This is a genomic window from Cobetia sp. 5-25-4-2, assembly GCF_013374075.1.
Lineage (GTDB): Bacteria > Pseudomonadota > Gammaproteobacteria > Pseudomonadales > Halomonadaceae > Cobetia > Cobetia marina.
On sequence record NZ_BLWK01000006.1, the window covers coordinates 108,465 to 124,734 of the forward strand.

Sequence of the window (16,270 nt, forward strand, 5' to 3'; positions counted from 1 at the left end):
CCCCTCACCGACCTGCGCCATCAGGCGGATCCCGCAACATCGAGACGCTGTCATCGGCCACGCCGTCGAACATGCTGGCCGTGACCTGTTCCTTTAGTGAAACACAAAAAACTTATACATAAACACCTCATATATTGAGCCCGATCTGGCCAGCCCCTGCACACCTGACACTCATGGGCCCTTCCCTTGCGTGTGGTCAGTTCCAGCGCTTGAGCAGAATCTCGATGAACAGCTCCGCGATCGGTGACAGCGACTCACCGCGACGCCGCAACAGGCCAATGGTGCGATCAATGCGTGGCTCGGGCAGCTCACGCTGACACAGCACCTCGTGCTCCGGCCCGGGCATCGCCATCGACGGCAGGATGGCGACGCCAAGCCCGCTCTCGACCAGCCCCAGCGAGGTCGAGAGATGCTGGACCTCGTAGAAGCCGTCCAGATGCAATCCGGCGGACAGCAGGGTGTTGTCGAGCAGAATGCGGTTGCCGCTGTCACGCGAGACGGTGATCAGGCGCACATCATCCAGATCGCTCCACTCGACGCGCTTTTTCTGTGCAAGCGGATGGTCGCGACGCAGTGCCAACACGAAGGGATCACGATAGATGGAGGTGAAATCCACTGCCGGATGGTGGGCACTGACCATGTTGATACCAAAGTCTGCCTCCCCCGAGACCACCCTTTCGACCCCTTCATTGGCACTGACATCCAGGATGCGAATCCGGATGCCGGGGTAGGCGGTGTTGAACTCGCGCACCACGCTGGGCAGGAAGTAGAAGGCTGCCGTGGGCAGGCAGGCGATGGTCAGCACCCCCTTGCGGTGGGTGGCCAGCTCGCGAACGCCCACCAGAGAGGATTCGTAATCTTCGAGCAACTTGCGGGCTTTTGGCAGGAAATCACGTCCAATTGGCGTCAGTCGGCTTCTCCGCGTCGTGCGCTCCAGCACTTTTGCACCGAGCACTTCCTCCAGTTTCTGGATACGGCGCGACAGGGCCGGCTGCGAGATGTGCAGTCGCTCCGCCGCTTCATTGAAGGAATGATTCTCGGCCACTTCGACAAATGCCGACAGATCCAGAAACTCCAATCTATGCATGCAACTATCCTATTGATTCATTATTCGGATTAATGCGCGTAATGGTGACAGTATAGTTTTTATTTGCATTTGATGCATAGATCATCGGCTGTGATGCTTCAGAAAGGCGCAAACAGACAGGAGCGCGTTCCAACATGATGCATTCACTTCCTTGCATGATCCTACGTGGCGGTACCTCTCGGGGCCCCTTCCTGCGTCTGGATCACCTCCCCGCCGATGACGACGGCCGTCGCGAAGTCCTGCGCCAGGTCATGGGCTCCGGCCACGCATTGCAGATCGATGGGCTGGGCGGCGGCAATTCGTTGACCAGCAAGGTCGCCCTTGTCGGCCCCTCCACGCATCCTGAAGCGGATATCGACTATCTGTTCGCCCAGGTCGATGTGGAAGGCGACAAGGTCGATTTCTCGCCGAACTGCGGCAACATGCTGGCCGCGGTCGGCCCCTATGCCATCGAGACCGGCATGATCCCGGCAAAGGGTGACCTGACCCGTCTGCGGATTCACAACCTCAACACCCGCACCCTGATCGACAGCCAGGTCCCGACACCCGATGGTCGCGTCGCCTACCAGGGCGACACGCGCATCAGTGGTGTGCCCGGCGCCGGCAGTGCCATCAAGCTGGGCTTTCTGGGCGCTGTCGGTGCCAAGACCGGCAAGCTGCTGCCCAGCGGTCAGGTCATCGACGTGATCGAGGACGTGGAGGTGACCTGCCTCGACTCCGCCACGCCGGTGGTACTGATCGAAGCGGCAAGTCTGGGCTGGGCAGGCAACGAAGCGCCGGCCGAGATGGACGCCAACCGTGACGCGATGGCACGCCTCGAGAAGATTCGCCTCAAGGCGGGGGAATTGATGGGCATGGGCGACGTCAGTGACTCGGTGCTGCCCAAGCCGGTGATTCTCTCCGCTCCGCGCACCGAGGGCGGCACCCTGTGCGCACGCTACTTCGTGCCGCACCGCTGCCATGGCGCGCTGGCCGTCACGGGGGCCATCACGCTGGCCGTCGCGACCAGTCTCCCCGGCACTCTGGCCAACCGCGTGGCGCTGGCCGCCGGCACCCTGACACCGGGGACTCTGGCGGAGAAGGTGAAGCTCGAACACCCGGCCGGGTTCCTGGACGTCGAGGTCGAACACGCCGATGACGACCCGATGACCCCCAGCCGTGTGTCCCTGCTGCGCACGGCACGCAAGATCATGAATGGCGAGGTGTTCTTGAACCTCCCGGACTCGCTGGAAATGCCTGAACGCGCCTGAGCGCAGTCCGCGCGCGTGCAGGATCGCCAGGCTTTCACGATCGCATGCGACTCAGCGCCGACAGCGCCTCGACAAGCGTGACGAAAGTACTGCAGAAGATTGATTTACAATGCATTTGATTGAAATGAAATGACCTCTCTGCGCCGCCATGCAGTTAGCGCATCACTGATTGACAACGCATTCCAACAATAATCAGGAGTCAGACCATGTCCCTCATCGTGTCTACGCCCAAACGCCATGCCCTCAAGCGCCATGCCCGCACCACCGCCCTGGCCGTCATGCTGCCCGTCATGGGCCTGCTGCCGCTGTCTTCCGCCGTGCACGCCGCGGCGGAAGTCCCTGACACCCTGACCTGGACCGTGCCCTTCGGGGTCGGGGGCGGCACCGATGTCTGGGCACGCTTCATGTCCAACTGGGTGACCAGGGACCTGCCGGGCAACCCGGCTGTCGTCATCGACAACGTGCCGGGGGGCGGTTCCATCACCGGCGTCAACCTGTTCAGCAAGCGTGCCGGCGATGACGGCGACGAGATGGTCGTCACCTCGGCCTCTACCCAGTATCCGGCCATGCTGCGCGACCGCCGCGTGCGTTACGACTATGCCGACTGGGAACCGATCCTCGCCGCCCCGACAGGCGGTGTCGTCTATGCCTCAAGCTCGCTGGGCAAGGACAGCGCCAGTGCGCTCAAGGCCCTCGCCTCCCAGACGGTGAAGTTCGCCGGCCAGAACCCGACCGGGCTCGAGATGCCGGTGCTGATGGCGTTCGATCTGCTCGACTTCCAGGTTGATCCGGTCTTCGGCATGAAGAGCCGTGGTGAAGGTCGCCTGGCCTTCGAGCGTGGCGAAGTCGCCCTCGATTTCCAGACCACCTCCGCCTACAGGAGCAACGTCACGCCGCTGGTCGACGCCGGCCAGGCCGTGCCGCTGTTCAGCCTCGGCGTGATGGATGACGAAGGCCACATCGAGCGCGACCCGTCCTTCCCGGACCTGCCGACCTTCTCCGAGCTGTATCTGGCGCAGGAAGGCCATTCACGCGATGACGAGGCCTATCAGATCTTCCACAAGTTCTTCGCCTCCGGTTACGCCATGCAGAAGATGCTGCTGGTGCCGAAGGGTGTCGATCCAGCACTGCTGGAGCAATACCGTCAGGCGGCACGTGACATGGCCAAGGACCCCGAGTTCCTCAAGGAAGCGGCGGTGAAGGTCGGTCCTTATGGCCTGATGGTCGGCAAGGCCGCAGCGGCGCAGTTGCAAGACGCCATGCAACTGAGCGAAACCCAGCACGAATGGGTCAAGCACTGGCTGATGGAACGACACGGTATTCGCCTGCAATCTCGTTGAAGCCCGCTGACGCTCTCCAGCGCCATGACGCTGGAGAGCGCAAGAAGCACCAGAGAAGAACAAGAGGTTGAGCAACGCCATGATCGACACCCTCCTGTCCAGCATTGGACACGTCTTCACGCTGACGCATCTGCTGTTCATGATGATCGGCATCTTCGTCGGCCTGCTGGTCGGCATCATCCCCGGCCTGGGCGGCATCGCCGGCATGGCGCTACTGCTGCCCTTCCTCTACGGGCTCGACCCCGGTTATGCACTGGGCATGCTGATGGGCATGGTCGCGGTCATCCCGACCGGCGATACCTTCGCCTCGGTGCTGATGGGCATTCCCGGTTCCAGCGCGTCACAGGCCACGGTGCTTGATGGCTTCCCGCTGGCCAAGAAAGGCCAGGCGGCGCGTGCGCTGACCAGTGCCTTCCTGTCCTCCCTGTGTGGGGGCGTGATCGGTGCCATCATCCTGACCGGCTTCATCCTCGTCGCACGCCCCCTCGTACTGGCCTTCTCGTCAGCAGAGCTGTTCGTGTTGACGCTGCTGGGTCTGACGATGGTGGCGGTGCTGTCCGGCAAGAACCTGTTCAAGGGCACGGCGGCCTGTGGTCTTGGCCTGCTGGTCGGTGCCATCGGTGCCGCGCCGGCGACCGGCGAGTACCGCATGAATCTGGATATCGATTACCTCTACGACGGGGTGCCGCTGATCGTGCTGGGCCTGGGCATCTTCGCCCTGCCGGAGATCGTCGAGCTGCTGCTGGGACGTGGCAGCATCGCCAAGGACGGCAACACCGACCTGGGCAAGGGCTGGTCTGCCGGCATCAAGGATGTGGTCAAGAACAGGTGGCTGGTCGCGCGCTGCGCCGGGATCGGCAGCCTGATCGGCACCATTCCGGGTCTGGCGGGTTCCGTGGTCGACTGGATCACCTACGGCTTCGCGGTCAAGACCGCCAAGGACCCGAGCCAGTTCGGCAAGGGTGACATCCGCGGCGTCATCGCGCCGGAGTCCGCCAACAATGCCTGTGCCTGTGGCGCCATGGTGCCGACCCTGCTGTTCGGGGTGCCGGGCTCCGGGACGGCCGCCGTCTTCCTGGGGGGCCTGCTGCTGCTGGGTCTGGAGCCGGGCGTGTCGATGATCACCACAAATCTGGACATGACCTACACCATCATCTGGTCTTTGGCGCTGGCCAATATCCTGGGCGCGGGCCTGTGTCTAATGCTGGCGCGTCCGGTCGCGCAGCTGACACGTGTGCCCTTCGCCATTCTGGCGCCGGCCATCACCGTGCTGATCCTGTTCGCCGCCTATCAGGCCAGCCGCTCGCTGGGTGACTGGGCCGCGCTGGGCATGATCGGCATGCTGGGCGTGCTGTTCAAGACGGCAGGCTGGTCGCGTCCGGCCTTCCTGATCGGCTTCGTGCTGGCACCGGGTGCCGAGAACTACTTCTATCAGAGCATGCAGTTCCACGGCGCCGAAGCCTTCCTGCGTCCGGGCGTGCTGATCATCCTCGGCCTGATCCTGCTGGCCTTCTTCCTGCCGGTGATCCGCAAGGCGATCATGCGTCGTCGCCAGACCCATGAAGTGGTCGAGACCGCGCCGTCCCCGGAAGAGGATGTGCTGGAATCACGCGGTTTCGGTGGCGTCGACTTCCTGCTGCTGGGCCTGATGGGGCTCGCCGGCCTCTGGGCGCTCTACGACGTCAAGGATTTGATGCCACTCGGCAAGGCCTTCCCGACCCTGGCCGCCTTCATCACGCTGGTCTCGGTGATTGCCGTGGTCTTCAACGGCTGGCGTCGCGGCATGATTCGCGTCCAGCAACCGGCCTTCAAGGCAGTGGGTGTGGTACTCGGCTTCTTCGTGCTGATCGGCGTCAGCGCGCTGCTGGGCTTCGTCTCCACCGCCGTGCTGTTCTGCCTGGGCTTCCAGCTCATCGTCGCACGCAAGTCAGCGGCGTTCGCGGGACTCTTCGCCCTGGGCGTCGCGGTCTTCCTGCTCGGGATGCAGGCGGCCATGAATCTGCACTATCCGACGGGATTGCTGGATGACGTGGTACTGCCGATGATCCCCTTCCTGTAAGGCCTCTCGCGCCCAGACAGCCACGCAACGCAGCGCAAGAGATACCAGGCAACGACAAGAGAACGGGCACCCTGAGGGTGCCCGTTCTCTTTTCACGCCCGACCATGACGGAGGCTGACGGTCAGCAGTGCTCAGTCAGCCCGCTGCGGCCGAGCCCGCACAGCCTGGGGCGAGAGCCCGAAATGACGCCGGTAGGCCGTCGCGAAGTTGCAGGCATGCGCATAGCCGACACGATGCGCCACCTGCTGCACACTCATGCCCTGCAACAAGGCCTGACGTGCGCGCTGCATGCGACATTCGCGCTGATACTGGCTCAGCGAGCAACCATAGGTCTCGCGAAACTTCTGGCGCAGACTCGACGCGCTCATGCAGGCAAGCCGCGCCAGTTCCGGCAAGGCATGCTGACGCTCCGGCGCCATCTTCAACCGCTGACGCACCGCCTCGAGATGCCGGCACGTACTGCTGGATGTCTCCGGGTACCCCGGCGTCAGCCTCTCGTGAGCCCGTTTCTCTCGTCGATTGGCGTTCAGGGCTCGGCCGTCAGCGCCCCTGTCACGAGCGACCCGATCCTCGGACACCTGACCGGCATGACACTGCCGCGCATGCCGGCGACGCAAGGCACCTCCCAGCAATTGCAGGCCCAGCCCTTGCCATTCCAGCAGACAGCATGTCTCACGAGTGTGCTCTGCACCGTCGAGGCGCTGCGCCAGACATTCCGCCAGCTGCTGACGAAGGCCTGACCCCGGCCGCCACCGGCGAGGCTGAGCCGGCCAGGGGGGCGAATGCAGATCCCACTCGGCAAAGCGCTGCAGGATGTTGTCGGACTGCTGACGTTCATCCTCGATATGCAGCACCACACACCGCAGCCGCCCGGGGAAGTATCCGACGTTCAGAGCATGCGGGGAACCCACCATCGGGGCACGAAAGGCGCCGCCTTCTCCCCGGGTGACATCGATCTGGACTCGCGCCTCTTCCGCGACCTTCTCGCTTGCACTCGACAAGGGCTCAGGACACGGGCACGTGGCAGTTGGCGTCGCTGCCATGCCCGACAGCCTCAGCGTGCCTTCCAGTATCAGGCAGACATAGAGTCCTTCATGGAAGGGATGCACTTCCTGATAGCCGTCACGGATCGTCAGATCACACAGCACCAGACGCCCTCCGGGCCAGACCGGGATCTCCTGAACCCAGCCGGTGCTGTGTGCATAGCGGACGGACTGCCAGCCCTCCCTCCGCACACCGCACGGAGGCAAGGAGGAAGCATCCTGCTGTCTCAAGCCCTGCTGTCTCAAGCCCTGCTGCATGAAAGCGCCGTTCCCTGGAGTCATGGATAGGTAGGAGTTGCCTCTGGGCGTGCGAGCGACGTGCCATGACATCGAAGAAATCGAGGAATTGACTGTCTCACACCTTTATTTATGCAAATTCCCTTGATAAGAGCTGCTTTAAAATACAACAGATCTCAAAAGCAAAACAATCTCATTCATATTTCGCGCTGCGACTCTCCCCTAACCTTCTCCACTCGCCTTCTCCACTCACCTTCTCCCACGCACCCTCTCCCGACAGTCCCTCCGACGCCCGCATGCGCGTCGCGATGACAAGCGCCAGGCAATCAACGCCAAAGGTTTGACAGTCACCGGGCATCTGTCACTAATGGTGGCCTATCCACCCAAGGAGCACGCTGCATGTTTCTGCTGATTCTCTTTGCCGCCATCGCCATCGGCATCTCGTTCATCTGCTCCGTGCTGGAAGCGGCGCTGCTGTCGCTTTCCCCAAGCTATGTGGCAAGCCTGCGTGAGCAACACCCCAAGCGCCATGCGGCGCTGGCCACCCTCAAGGACAACATCGACAAGCCGTTGGCCGCCATCCTGACGCTCAATACCATCGCGCATACGGTCGGTGCGACAGGCGTGGGGGCACAGGTGTCCGTCGTGTTCGGCGAGGCCTGGGTCGGCGTTGCCTCGGCGGTCATGACGCTGCTGATCCTGGTGGCCTCGGAAATCATTCCCAAGACCATCGGTGCCACCTACTGGCGTCAGCTGTCCCCGATGCTGCCCGGCGTGCTCAACATCATGGTCATCTCGCTCAAGCCGCTGATCTGGCTGTCGGAAATGATCACCTCGCGGATCGGCAAGCACTCGCATGACATTGATCTGCGTGGCGAGATCAAGGCGCTCGCACAACTGGGGCTGGAAAAGAAGGCGCTGGAAAATGATGAGCAACGCGTCATCACCAACATCCTCAACCTGCATGAGATGAAGGTGCGTGATGTGCTCACGCCACGTCCTGTCTGCCAGACGGTCAGCCCCGAGATGACCGTGGCCGAGTTCAATGACCAGTTGACGGTCTGGCCCTTCAGCCGCTACCCGGTGATGACCGCCGATGAAAGGACACTGGGCATGATCCACCGCGCCGATGCGCATCAGGCCGAACCCACCACTCCGCTCAAGGACCTGATGCGCCCGATCAGCGAACTGCACGCCGAAGACAATGTCGAACAGGCCTTCGCTCGCATGCAGCGCGAGCGCCAGCACCTGTGTGTCGTCTACGACAATCTCGGCAACTGGCTGGGGGTCATCACGCTGGAAGACGTGATGGAGACGATTCTCGGCGAGGACATCATCGACGAGACGGACAACGTGGCCAATCTGCGTCGCTTCGCCCGCCAGCGCTGGATCAAGCGCATCGGTGCCGCCCCCTCGACACCGGACGACACCCGAGAGAGCTCCTCACAGAACGACACATCACCGACAGAACACAAGGCATCAACGGAGGACTCCAAGCCCGGCCAGTCGTGACATGGACTGCGCGAGCCTCGCACGCGTCAGGCGTGAAACCACCGCCACGCTGAACGACAGAAGCCCCGTGACAGCCAGACAGGAGACTGGCCATCACGGGGCTTCTGTGTCGAAAGACATCGTGCATCGTGAGATGACGAGGATTCAGCTGGCGTTTGCCGTCTCCCTGGCCTTTTTCCGGACATACAAATGCACGGAACCGCCTTTGACAGGGCGTTGCCATTTGTCCAGATACTCCAATTGCTGAATCACTCCCCCCAGCTTGCTGGCACCATGATCCGCCGGCGTGAAGCCGGGCATCTTCTTTTTCAGGTAACTTCCCAGCGCTGACAGGGCCGTCCAGCCATCCGTCTGTGGCAGCTCGTTCAGTGCATTGAGGATATGCGACCTCAGCTGTCGCTGTGCCTTGGTCGGCTTGACGAGGGTGACCGTCTTGGCCGGCGGCTTGCTCGGGGGCTTCTTCACGACAGGCGACTTGCTCGAGGGCTTCGCCACGGCGGGCGTATCCGGCTCCCTGCGCAGACACTCGGTATGCAGGAAACTGTCACAGGCGGAAACGAAGGGTTGAGGGGTCTTGGCTTCTCCGAAGCCATGCACGCGCATGCCGCTTTCCCTCAGACGTGTCGCCAGGCGCGTGAAATCACTGTCCGAGGACACCAGACAGAATCCCTCCACATTGCCCGCATACAACAGATCCATGGCATCGATGATCAAGGCGGAATCCGTCGCGTTCTTGCCCTGGGTATAACGGAACTGCTGGATAGGCTGAATGCCATGGTGCAGAAGTGGCTCCTTCCAGGGCGTCAGATTGGAGGTAGTCCAGTCCCCATAGGCGCGCTTGATACTGGCGACTCCCAGTTTCGCGATCTCCGCCAGCAATTCCTCACAGACGGCTGCCTGGGCATTGTCTGCATCAATCAGTACCGCAAATCGATCTTTTCCCGTTGGTGACATGTCTCGCTCCATGATCTACGTCACAGGAGTCTCAAGGTCGCTCCCTAGGTCAATATGTCATGAATCCTGCAAGACAATCACTCGGTAAATCGTCGTTTACTCACGTACGCTGAGCTTCCTCTGCGTCAAATCCCGCGATCAAGGCATCCATCAGCATTCTCACCCGGCGCGGCAGAATCGACGCCTCCGGGCGGACGAGAAAGATGCTGGTATCGGCACCGTCACCACGAATGTCTCCCAGCAGCGGGATCAAGCGCCCAGAGGCCAGGTCATCGGCGATCAGGTAGTACGGCAGACAGGCAACGCCACGCCCTCCCAGACAGGCGGCGTGCAGGGTTTCCAGGGAGTTGGAGAGGAAGCCGCAGCGCATCTCGGGCTGTGACGTGAGTCCCCAGGCGTTGAAGCCACCGGGGAGATTCAGGATCAGGCTGACATGCTCCGCCAGATCCGCCACTGAGCGCGGCGTGCCATGTCTTGCCAGATACTCCGGCGATGCACAGATGACACGCTGATTGGTGGCCAGCCGCCTGGCGATCAGGCCGGGCTCGGGCTTTGCGGTGCTGCGGATGGCCAGATCTATCCCCTCATGCACCAGGTCGACCACGGCATCCGTCAGGGTCAGGTCCACGATGACCTCGGGATAGCGCTCCATGAAGCGCATCAGCAACGGCATTACCTGCAATTTCCCCAGTGCGTTGGAACACGAGAGACGAATGCGCCCCTTGAGTGCACCACTGCCCTCGGCGATCTCCTGCTCCACATTGCGCAGCCGCTCCTGCAGCTCCCGTGTCTCCGAGGCATAGAGCTGACCCGCTTCACTCAGGCGCATCCGCCGTGTGGAGCGAATCAATAACTGCGCGCCCAGGCGCTGCTCGAGATGCGCGATGCGCTTGCTGATCGCCGAGTGGGTAATGCCGAGCTGTCGCGCGGCTCCCGTAAAGGTGCCGGCATCGACCACGGCATGAAAGATATCGAGATCCGTATACGTTTTCATATGTTCCATTGGCTCACGGATGCTGTGCTCACACACCGGATTATCACCAGACACTGCCCATGTCACCATGGCATCTGTTCCCTCCATGCCATATTCAGTGCCCAGAGACATCGCCACCATGATAGATCAGCCGACCGCTTCCACCCTGTTCACGCCCTTCACGCTGCCTTGCGGGCGAGTGCTCGCCAATCGCCTCATCAAGGCCGCGATGTCGGATTCCCTCGGTGATGGTACGGGGCATCCGAGTGACGCCCAGATGCGCCTCTATGAGCGCTGGGCGGAAGGCGGTGTGGCGGCGTCGCTGGTCGGGGAAGTGCAACCGGACCACCACCACGCCGAGAAGCCCGGCAATCTGGTCCTCAATGCGCAGTCCGACCTCGCGGCCTTCACGCAACTGGCGCAGCGCGGCCAGCAGCACGGAGCCGAGCTCTGGCTGCAGCTCGGCCATGCCGGCGCGATGGCCTACCCGCCGACCAGTACGCCACATGGCCCCAGCGCGCTGGATATCCCCGGGCTACGTTGCGAGGCCATGAGTCTGGAGGCCATCAAGGCCTTGCCTGCCGCCATGGCAACCACGGCGCGCCTGGCCCGTGACGCCGGGTTTGGCGGGGTTCAAGTACATGCCGCGCATGGCTTTCTGCTCAGCCAGTTTCTGTCTCCCCTCTTCAATCAGCGCACGGATGACTACGGCGGTAGCCTCGACAACCGCATGCGGCTGATGCGTGAGGTGATCATTGCCGTGCGCGAGGCCGTTGGCCACGACTACCCGGTCATGGTGAAACTCAACTCCAGCGATCAACTTGAGGGCGGTTTCGAGGAAGCCGAAGCGCTACAGGTGATAGCAGCGCTCGATGAGCTGCCCATCGATCTGATCGATATCAGTGGCGGCACCTACTTCCCCGGCGCCAGCTCCGCGTCGGACGCCAGTGCCAGCGGCCCCTACTTCGTCGAGTTCGCCAGGCGCGCACGCGCGGTGACGACCCTGCCGCTGATGGCGACCGGCGGCTTCAAGACTCTGGCGCAGGCCGAAGACGCCGTGGCACAGGGCGCCGTCGACTTCGTCGGCCTGGCCCGCCCACTGGCGCTGCACCCGTCACTGCCCACGCTATGGCGAGCGGGAGAATGCCCTGCGCCAGAATTCCCGCGTTTCAGCGCCCCGCCGGAAGGTGGCGTGACCGCCTGGTATACCCTGCGCCTGACCCAGCTGGGCGAGGACCGTGAGCAGGAGTCACTGGGCGAACTGGAGACGGTGCTGGCCGACTATGAAGCCCGCGACGCCGCACGCGCCGAGACCTGGAACGCGCACTTCGCCGACTGTCTCCGCGACTGAGCCGCTTCTCGAAGTGGCCAGATACACGAACGCCGCAGCGCTGATGCTGCGGCGTTCATGTGACCAGCGCCTCAGACAGGGGCTCCCTTCAGAGGCGGCAATGAGGCTTCTTCAAGCGGCGCAATACACACCGACTGAAGGAGCCTCACTGCCACCGCTACCCCCTTGTTGCTTGCCATTGCGCTGGTAGCTGCCCTTGCCCTTGCGCGCCTTCACGACACGCTGCTTGAACATCGGGGTACGCAGCACTGCCTTGAGGGCGTTGTCCTGCACCTTGCGCTTGTGAGTCATGATGTCTTCTCCTGTGGCCTCTCTGTCACCGGCCCAGTATACGCCCTTTCGCCATGCAGAGTGATCAACCTCCGCTTCCCCCTCGTCGCTGGTCTGGTGAGTGAATAGCCCCGCAGATCCTCTAGAAAATCCTCCAGCGAGGATCATTCGATAATCTGGCCCCCTTTTCCTTTCTGATTTCTGTTCTTTCTCCATTCTCACGCCACACACTACTCCGACACTACGTTCACATCCTTCTCACACCCTTATTTACTCCACACCTCAAAATCACGAGCGCCAGCCTGCTTGACAAAGAGGATATTTTAGCCCACCACCCGCTTGACAAATTACGCATTGAAGAGACAGAAAATCATCCACCTTCCAAGCGGCATTGCAACACGGAAATCTTCTTTTTTCTACACAGAAAAACACGCCAGACAACGCCATATAAATCCACCACAACATAAAAAAGATGCTGAAAATCAACAACTTACCAAATAACTACACCAACCATGAGCCGATAAACCACATCCTTCATCCTGGCCCTTTTGGAGAAAGACACAATCCACAAGGATCTTACCACTAAAGCCTAAACACTCTCATGATCGTGTACACTTCATGCACTCAGAATCAACACCTCACATTTGAGATGACGCATCATTTCTGCGAGGATGCCTCACGTTCCGCGAGCCGTAGATGGCTCTCAAGGCAATAAAAAATACGCCTTCCGTGCTCAGGCTCAGCGAAATGACAGGTGGCCAGTCAACTGGATTCCTTACCTTTCCAGGCCACCCAAGCGCTGGATAATGCTCATTATTATCGCGATCCACTACAGAGGAAAAAGCACCTGGTCAACACGACATCCCGCAACGCGGGGTTCACGGAACACGACGTCTCATTACAGTCTCAACAGGAAATACCCATGACAAAACGCATTGCGATCATTGGCGCAGGGCCGAGTGGCCTGGCACAGCTGCGCGCCTTTCAATCTGCCGCTGACAAGGGTATCGACATTCCCGAGATAGTCTGTTTTGAAAAGCAGAGCGACTGGGGCGGCCTGTGGAACTACAGCTGGCGCACCGGTCTCGATCAAAATGGTGAACCCGTCCACGGCAGCATGTACCGCTACCTGTGGTCCAACGGCCCCAAGGAATGTCTGGAGTTCGCGGATTATTCCTTCGAGGAGCACTTCGGCCACCCGATCGCCTCATACCCGCCTCGCGCAGTCATCTTCGATTACCTCAAGGGTCGGGTCGAAAAGGCGGGCGTGCGCAAGTTCATTCGCTTCAATTGCCCGGTGCGCCATGTCAGCTTTGACGACACCCGCCAGCAGTTCACCGTCAGTGTCCATGACCAGCAGGCCGATACGGTCGTTCAGGAGCAATTTGACCACGTCATCGTCGCTTCCGGTCACTTCTCGACTCCCAACGTGCCCGAATTCCCGGGGTTCTCGCAGTTCAATGGCCGTATTCTGCATGCACATGACTTCCGCGATGCGCTGGAGTTCAAGGGCAAGGATCTGCTGCTGATCGGCAGCAGCTACTCTGCCGAAGATATCGGTTCACAGTGCTACAAGTATGGCGCTCGCAGCATCACCACCAGCTATCGCACCGCCCCGATGGGCTTTGCCTGGCCGGAGAACTGGGAAGAGAAGCCGCTGTTGCAGAAAGTGGACCGCGACACCGCCTACTTCCGCGATGGCACCCGCAAGAAGATCGATGCCATCATCCTGTGCACCGGCTACCTCCATCACTTCCCGTTCCTCGATGAACCGCTGCGCCTCAAGACAGCCAACCGCATGTGGCCGCTCGGTCTCTACAAGGGCGCTGCCTGGGAAGCCAATCCGCGCCTGTTCTATCTCGGCATGCAGGATCAGTGGTACACCTTCAACATGTTCGATGCCCAGGCATGGTGGGTGCGTGACGTGATTCTCGGTGAGATCGCGCTGCCCAGCCGCGAGGCCATGCAGGCAGACAGTCAGGCATGGCGTGACCGGGAAGAGACACTGGACAGCGATGAATCGATGATCCGCTTCCAGGGCGATTACGTGAAGTCACTGATTTCCAAGACGGATTATCCGAGCTTCGATATCGACGGCGTCAATCGCACCTTCCTCGAGTGGGAGCACCACAAGCACGAGAACATCATGACCTTCCGTGACTACTCCTATCGCTCGCTGATGACCGGCACCCTGGCCCCGCGCCATCACACGCCCTGGCTCGACGCGATGGATGATTCGCTGGAAGCCTTCCTGGCGCAGCCCGACAAGAGCGCCAGACAAGCAGGCGGCGAGACAGCCGCCGAACGCTCCCTCGCGACTGACAAGGTCTGAGTGACGGACAGGATCTGATTGACTGACGGCCTTGTGTCACCTGACATGTGACATCGGGCCTACAGAATGCACAACGCCGCGAAGCATGGCTTCGCGGCGTTGTGCATTCTGTGGTTGCGGAGCAAGAAGGCCCCGATGGATCAGAGGGTCTTCTTGCTGCGGAATGACGCTTTCTCATGGCGCAGGATATTGACGCTCAACGAGATGCAGACGCCAGCCGCGATCAACAGACTGACCGCCACCATCCCTGAATTGCTGAAGAAGAACGCATAGTTGGCAGCATGTACCGCAGTATCGACAGTTTCCATGACAAGACTCCTGGAGAAGAAAGAAAACGAATCGGCCCGTTCGCTCCGTCACTGGCTGGCAGCCAGACTTCAGGACAGATGGCAACGAACGCTGCAACAAACGAGCCAATCCTCATGCGGGTAATCGTCAGAACCGACTCAGCTGATATCGGGACGCTTGTCCATCGGTGCTGCCACTACCCCACCGGAACGTGCCGGCACGCTGGAAGATGACTCGGTTGCCATGCTCTCCGGGTAGGCCTTGGCCGGCACTTCGAACAGGTCCAGCCCGAGCACTTCGACATGCGGCGGCACGCGCAGCAGGTTGAACTTCTTGAGCAGATAGGCAACGCCCCACCCCGGCACGAAGCCCGTCACTGCCATCACCACCGCGCCTGTCAGCTGCCCGGTGAAGGAGACGTCCGGCACGCCTTCGCCGACATTCGGGAAGCCCGCGGCGAAGACACCCACCAGTACCACACCGTAGAAGCCGCAGAAGCCATGTACCGCGAAGGCGCCGACGGAGTCGTCCAGGCCACGCTTCTCGAGCAGCGCGCCAATCTTCGGCATCAGGGCGCCACCGGTGACGGCCAGCACGAAGGCCAGGCCCGGGTTGTAGAGATCCAGCCCCGCCGCGACGGTGATGATGCCGCCCAGCGCACCGGACATGGTCCAGAAGGGGTCACGCGAGGACAGATAGGCACCGATCACGCCGCCACCGAAGCCCATCAGGGTATTGAAGGCGAAGGCCGAGAGGTTGGTGCGATTGCCGTAGATGGTGGTCCAGCCGATGTCACCGGTGTTGAAGATGATGCAGCCGCCGAGGAAGCCGAAGAAACCGACGATGATCAGCATCAGCCCGATCAAGGTCATCGGCATGTTGTGCGGTGCGATCACCTGCGGCTTGCCATCGTCACTGTACTTGCCGATACGCGCGCCCAGATTGAGCAGCACGCCCAGCGCAAAGAAGCCGGCCACGGCATGCACCACGCCCGCCGCGCCGACATCGTGGTAGCCCAGCTTGTGCAGCATCCAGCCATCCGGATGCCAGCCCCAGGCACCCGCCAGGATCCAGACACCCGCACCGAGAATCACCGCCAGCAACAGGAAGGCGCCCAAGCGGATGCGTTCGATCACCGCGCCCGAGAGAATCGAGCCCGTGGTCGCACCGAACAGGGCAAAGGCCGCGAAGAAGATACCGGTGCCCATGTCATCGGCGTCCGGGCGCATGCTCGCGCTCCACGGCAGTGCCGCGGAGGCCTCGATGGGAATCAGCCCGTTGGGGAAGGCGTTGTAGATCCACCAGCCCACGAAGTAGAAGGCGGGGATGATCGAGGCCAGCGTCAGCACGTTCTTCATGCCGGATGCCAAGGCATTCTTGGAACGGGAGGCACCGATCTCGTAGGCCAGAAAGCCTGCGTGGATCAGGAACATGATGGCGGTACACCACCAGTAGAACACCTCGATGTTCATCGCCTGGTGCATATCCAATATGCTTTGCAACGTCTTTTCATCCATCGTCTTTTCTCCTTTTCCGGGCCGGGTCTGCCACCGCATGCCTGCCGGTGGAAACCC

The 16,270-nt window shown here is 61.4% G+C and carries 13 protein-coding genes; 6 read left to right on the forward strand and 7 right to left on the reverse strand.

Annotated elements, in window-relative coordinates; translation table 11 throughout:
* Nucleotides 1–196: 196 nt before the first annotated feature.
* Nucleotides 197–1,087 carry a LysR family transcriptional regulator gene (locus tag HXS65_RS13190; RefSeq protein WP_084208457.1) on the reverse strand — a complete coding sequence of 297 codons (891 nt, stop codon included), beginning with the start codon at nt 1,085–1,087 and terminating at the stop codon, nt 197–199.
* A 134-nt stretch (nt 1,088–1,221) separates the two neighbouring features.
* Here HXS65_RS13190 and HXS65_RS13195 point away from each other — a divergent pair, with 134 nt between their 5' ends.
* From HXS65_RS13195 to HXS65_RS13205, 3 genes are all read left to right on the forward strand, one after another.
* Nucleotides 1,222–2,337, forward strand: a complete 1,116-nt coding sequence (locus tag HXS65_RS13195; RefSeq protein ID WP_218015087.1) for a 4-oxalomesaconate tautomerase — start codon at nt 1,222–1,224, stop codon at nt 2,335–2,337.
* Nucleotides 2,338–2,543: 206 nt separating this feature from the next.
* The gene (locus HXS65_RS13200) at nt 2,544–3,677 is read left to right on the forward strand and encodes a tripartite tricarboxylate transporter substrate binding protein (protein WP_077371246.1); all 1,134 of its coding nucleotides are present in this window, start codon (nt 2,544–2,546) and stop codon (nt 3,675–3,677) included.
* A gap of 79 nt (nt 3,678–3,756) precedes the next feature.
* Nucleotides 3,757–5,736 carry a tripartite tricarboxylate transporter permease gene (locus HXS65_RS13205; RefSeq protein WP_084208455.1) on the forward strand — a complete coding sequence of 660 codons (1,980 nt, stop codon included), beginning with the start codon at nt 3,757–3,759 and terminating at the stop codon, nt 5,734–5,736.
* A gap of 131 nt (nt 5,737–5,867) precedes the next feature.
* Here HXS65_RS13205 and HXS65_RS13210 read toward each other — a convergent pair whose 3' ends face one another.
* Nucleotides 5,868–6,884, reverse strand: coding sequence for a helix-turn-helix transcriptional regulator (locus HXS65_RS13210; protein WP_176494102.1), 1,017 nt, complete (start codon nt 6,882–6,884; stop codon nt 5,868–5,870).
* Between the two features lie 531 nt (nt 6,885–7,415).
* Between HXS65_RS13210 and HXS65_RS13215 the strand changes: the two genes are divergently transcribed.
* Nucleotides 7,416–8,528, forward strand: a complete 1,113-nt coding sequence (locus HXS65_RS13215) for a CNNM domain-containing protein (RefSeq protein WP_176494103.1) — start codon at nt 7,416–7,418, stop codon at nt 8,526–8,528.
* Nucleotides 8,529–8,672: 144 nt separating this feature from the next.
* Here the strand turns inward: HXS65_RS13215 and HXS65_RS13220 are convergent, their stop codons facing one another.
* Both HXS65_RS13220 and HXS65_RS13225 read right to left on the reverse strand, forming a co-directional pair.
* Nucleotides 8,673–9,482, reverse strand: a complete 810-nt coding sequence (locus tag HXS65_RS13220) for an NYN domain-containing protein (protein WP_176494104.1) — start codon at nt 9,480–9,482, stop codon at nt 8,673–8,675.
* 100 nt (nt 9,483–9,582) lie between these two features.
* Nucleotides 9,583–10,476, reverse strand: coding sequence for a LysR family transcriptional regulator (locus HXS65_RS13225; protein ID WP_176494105.1), 894 nt, complete (start codon nt 10,474–10,476; stop codon nt 9,583–9,585).
* 118 nt (nt 10,477–10,594) lie between these two features.
* On the opposite strand from HXS65_RS13225, the gene HXS65_RS13230 reads away from it, so the two are divergent.
* Nucleotides 10,595–11,806, forward strand: coding sequence for an NADH:flavin oxidoreductase/NADH oxidase family protein (locus tag HXS65_RS13230; RefSeq protein WP_176494106.1), 1,212 nt, complete (start codon nt 10,595–10,597; stop codon nt 11,804–11,806).
* A gap of 111 nt (nt 11,807–11,917) precedes the next feature.
* On the opposite strand, the gene arfA is transcribed toward HXS65_RS13230, so the two are convergent.
* On the reverse strand, nt 11,918–12,097 hold the full coding sequence (gene arfA / locus HXS65_RS13235; protein ID WP_077371234.1) for an alternative ribosome rescue factor ArfA: 180 nt from the start codon (nt 12,095–12,097) through the stop codon (nt 11,918–11,920).
* 901 nt (nt 12,098–12,998) lie between these two features.
* Between arfA and HXS65_RS13240 the strand changes: the two genes are divergently transcribed.
* On the forward strand, nt 12,999–14,408 hold the full coding sequence (locus HXS65_RS13240; protein ID WP_176494107.1) for an NAD(P)-binding domain-containing protein: 1,410 nt from the start codon (nt 12,999–13,001) through the stop codon (nt 14,406–14,408).
* A 140-nt stretch (nt 14,409–14,548) separates the two neighbouring features.
* Here the strand turns inward: HXS65_RS13240 and HXS65_RS13245 are convergent, their stop codons facing one another.
* A complete protein-coding gene (locus HXS65_RS13245; RefSeq protein ID WP_157109453.1) occupies nt 14,549–14,716 on the reverse strand; it encodes a hypothetical protein in 168 nt (55 codons plus the stop codon).
* Nucleotides 14,717–14,854: 138 nt separating this feature from the next.
* On the reverse strand, nt 14,855–16,213 hold the full coding sequence (locus HXS65_RS13250) for an ammonium transporter (RefSeq protein WP_077371230.1): 1,359 nt from the start codon (nt 16,211–16,213) through the stop codon (nt 14,855–14,857).
* Between the last annotated feature and the right edge of the window lie 57 nt (nt 16,214–16,270).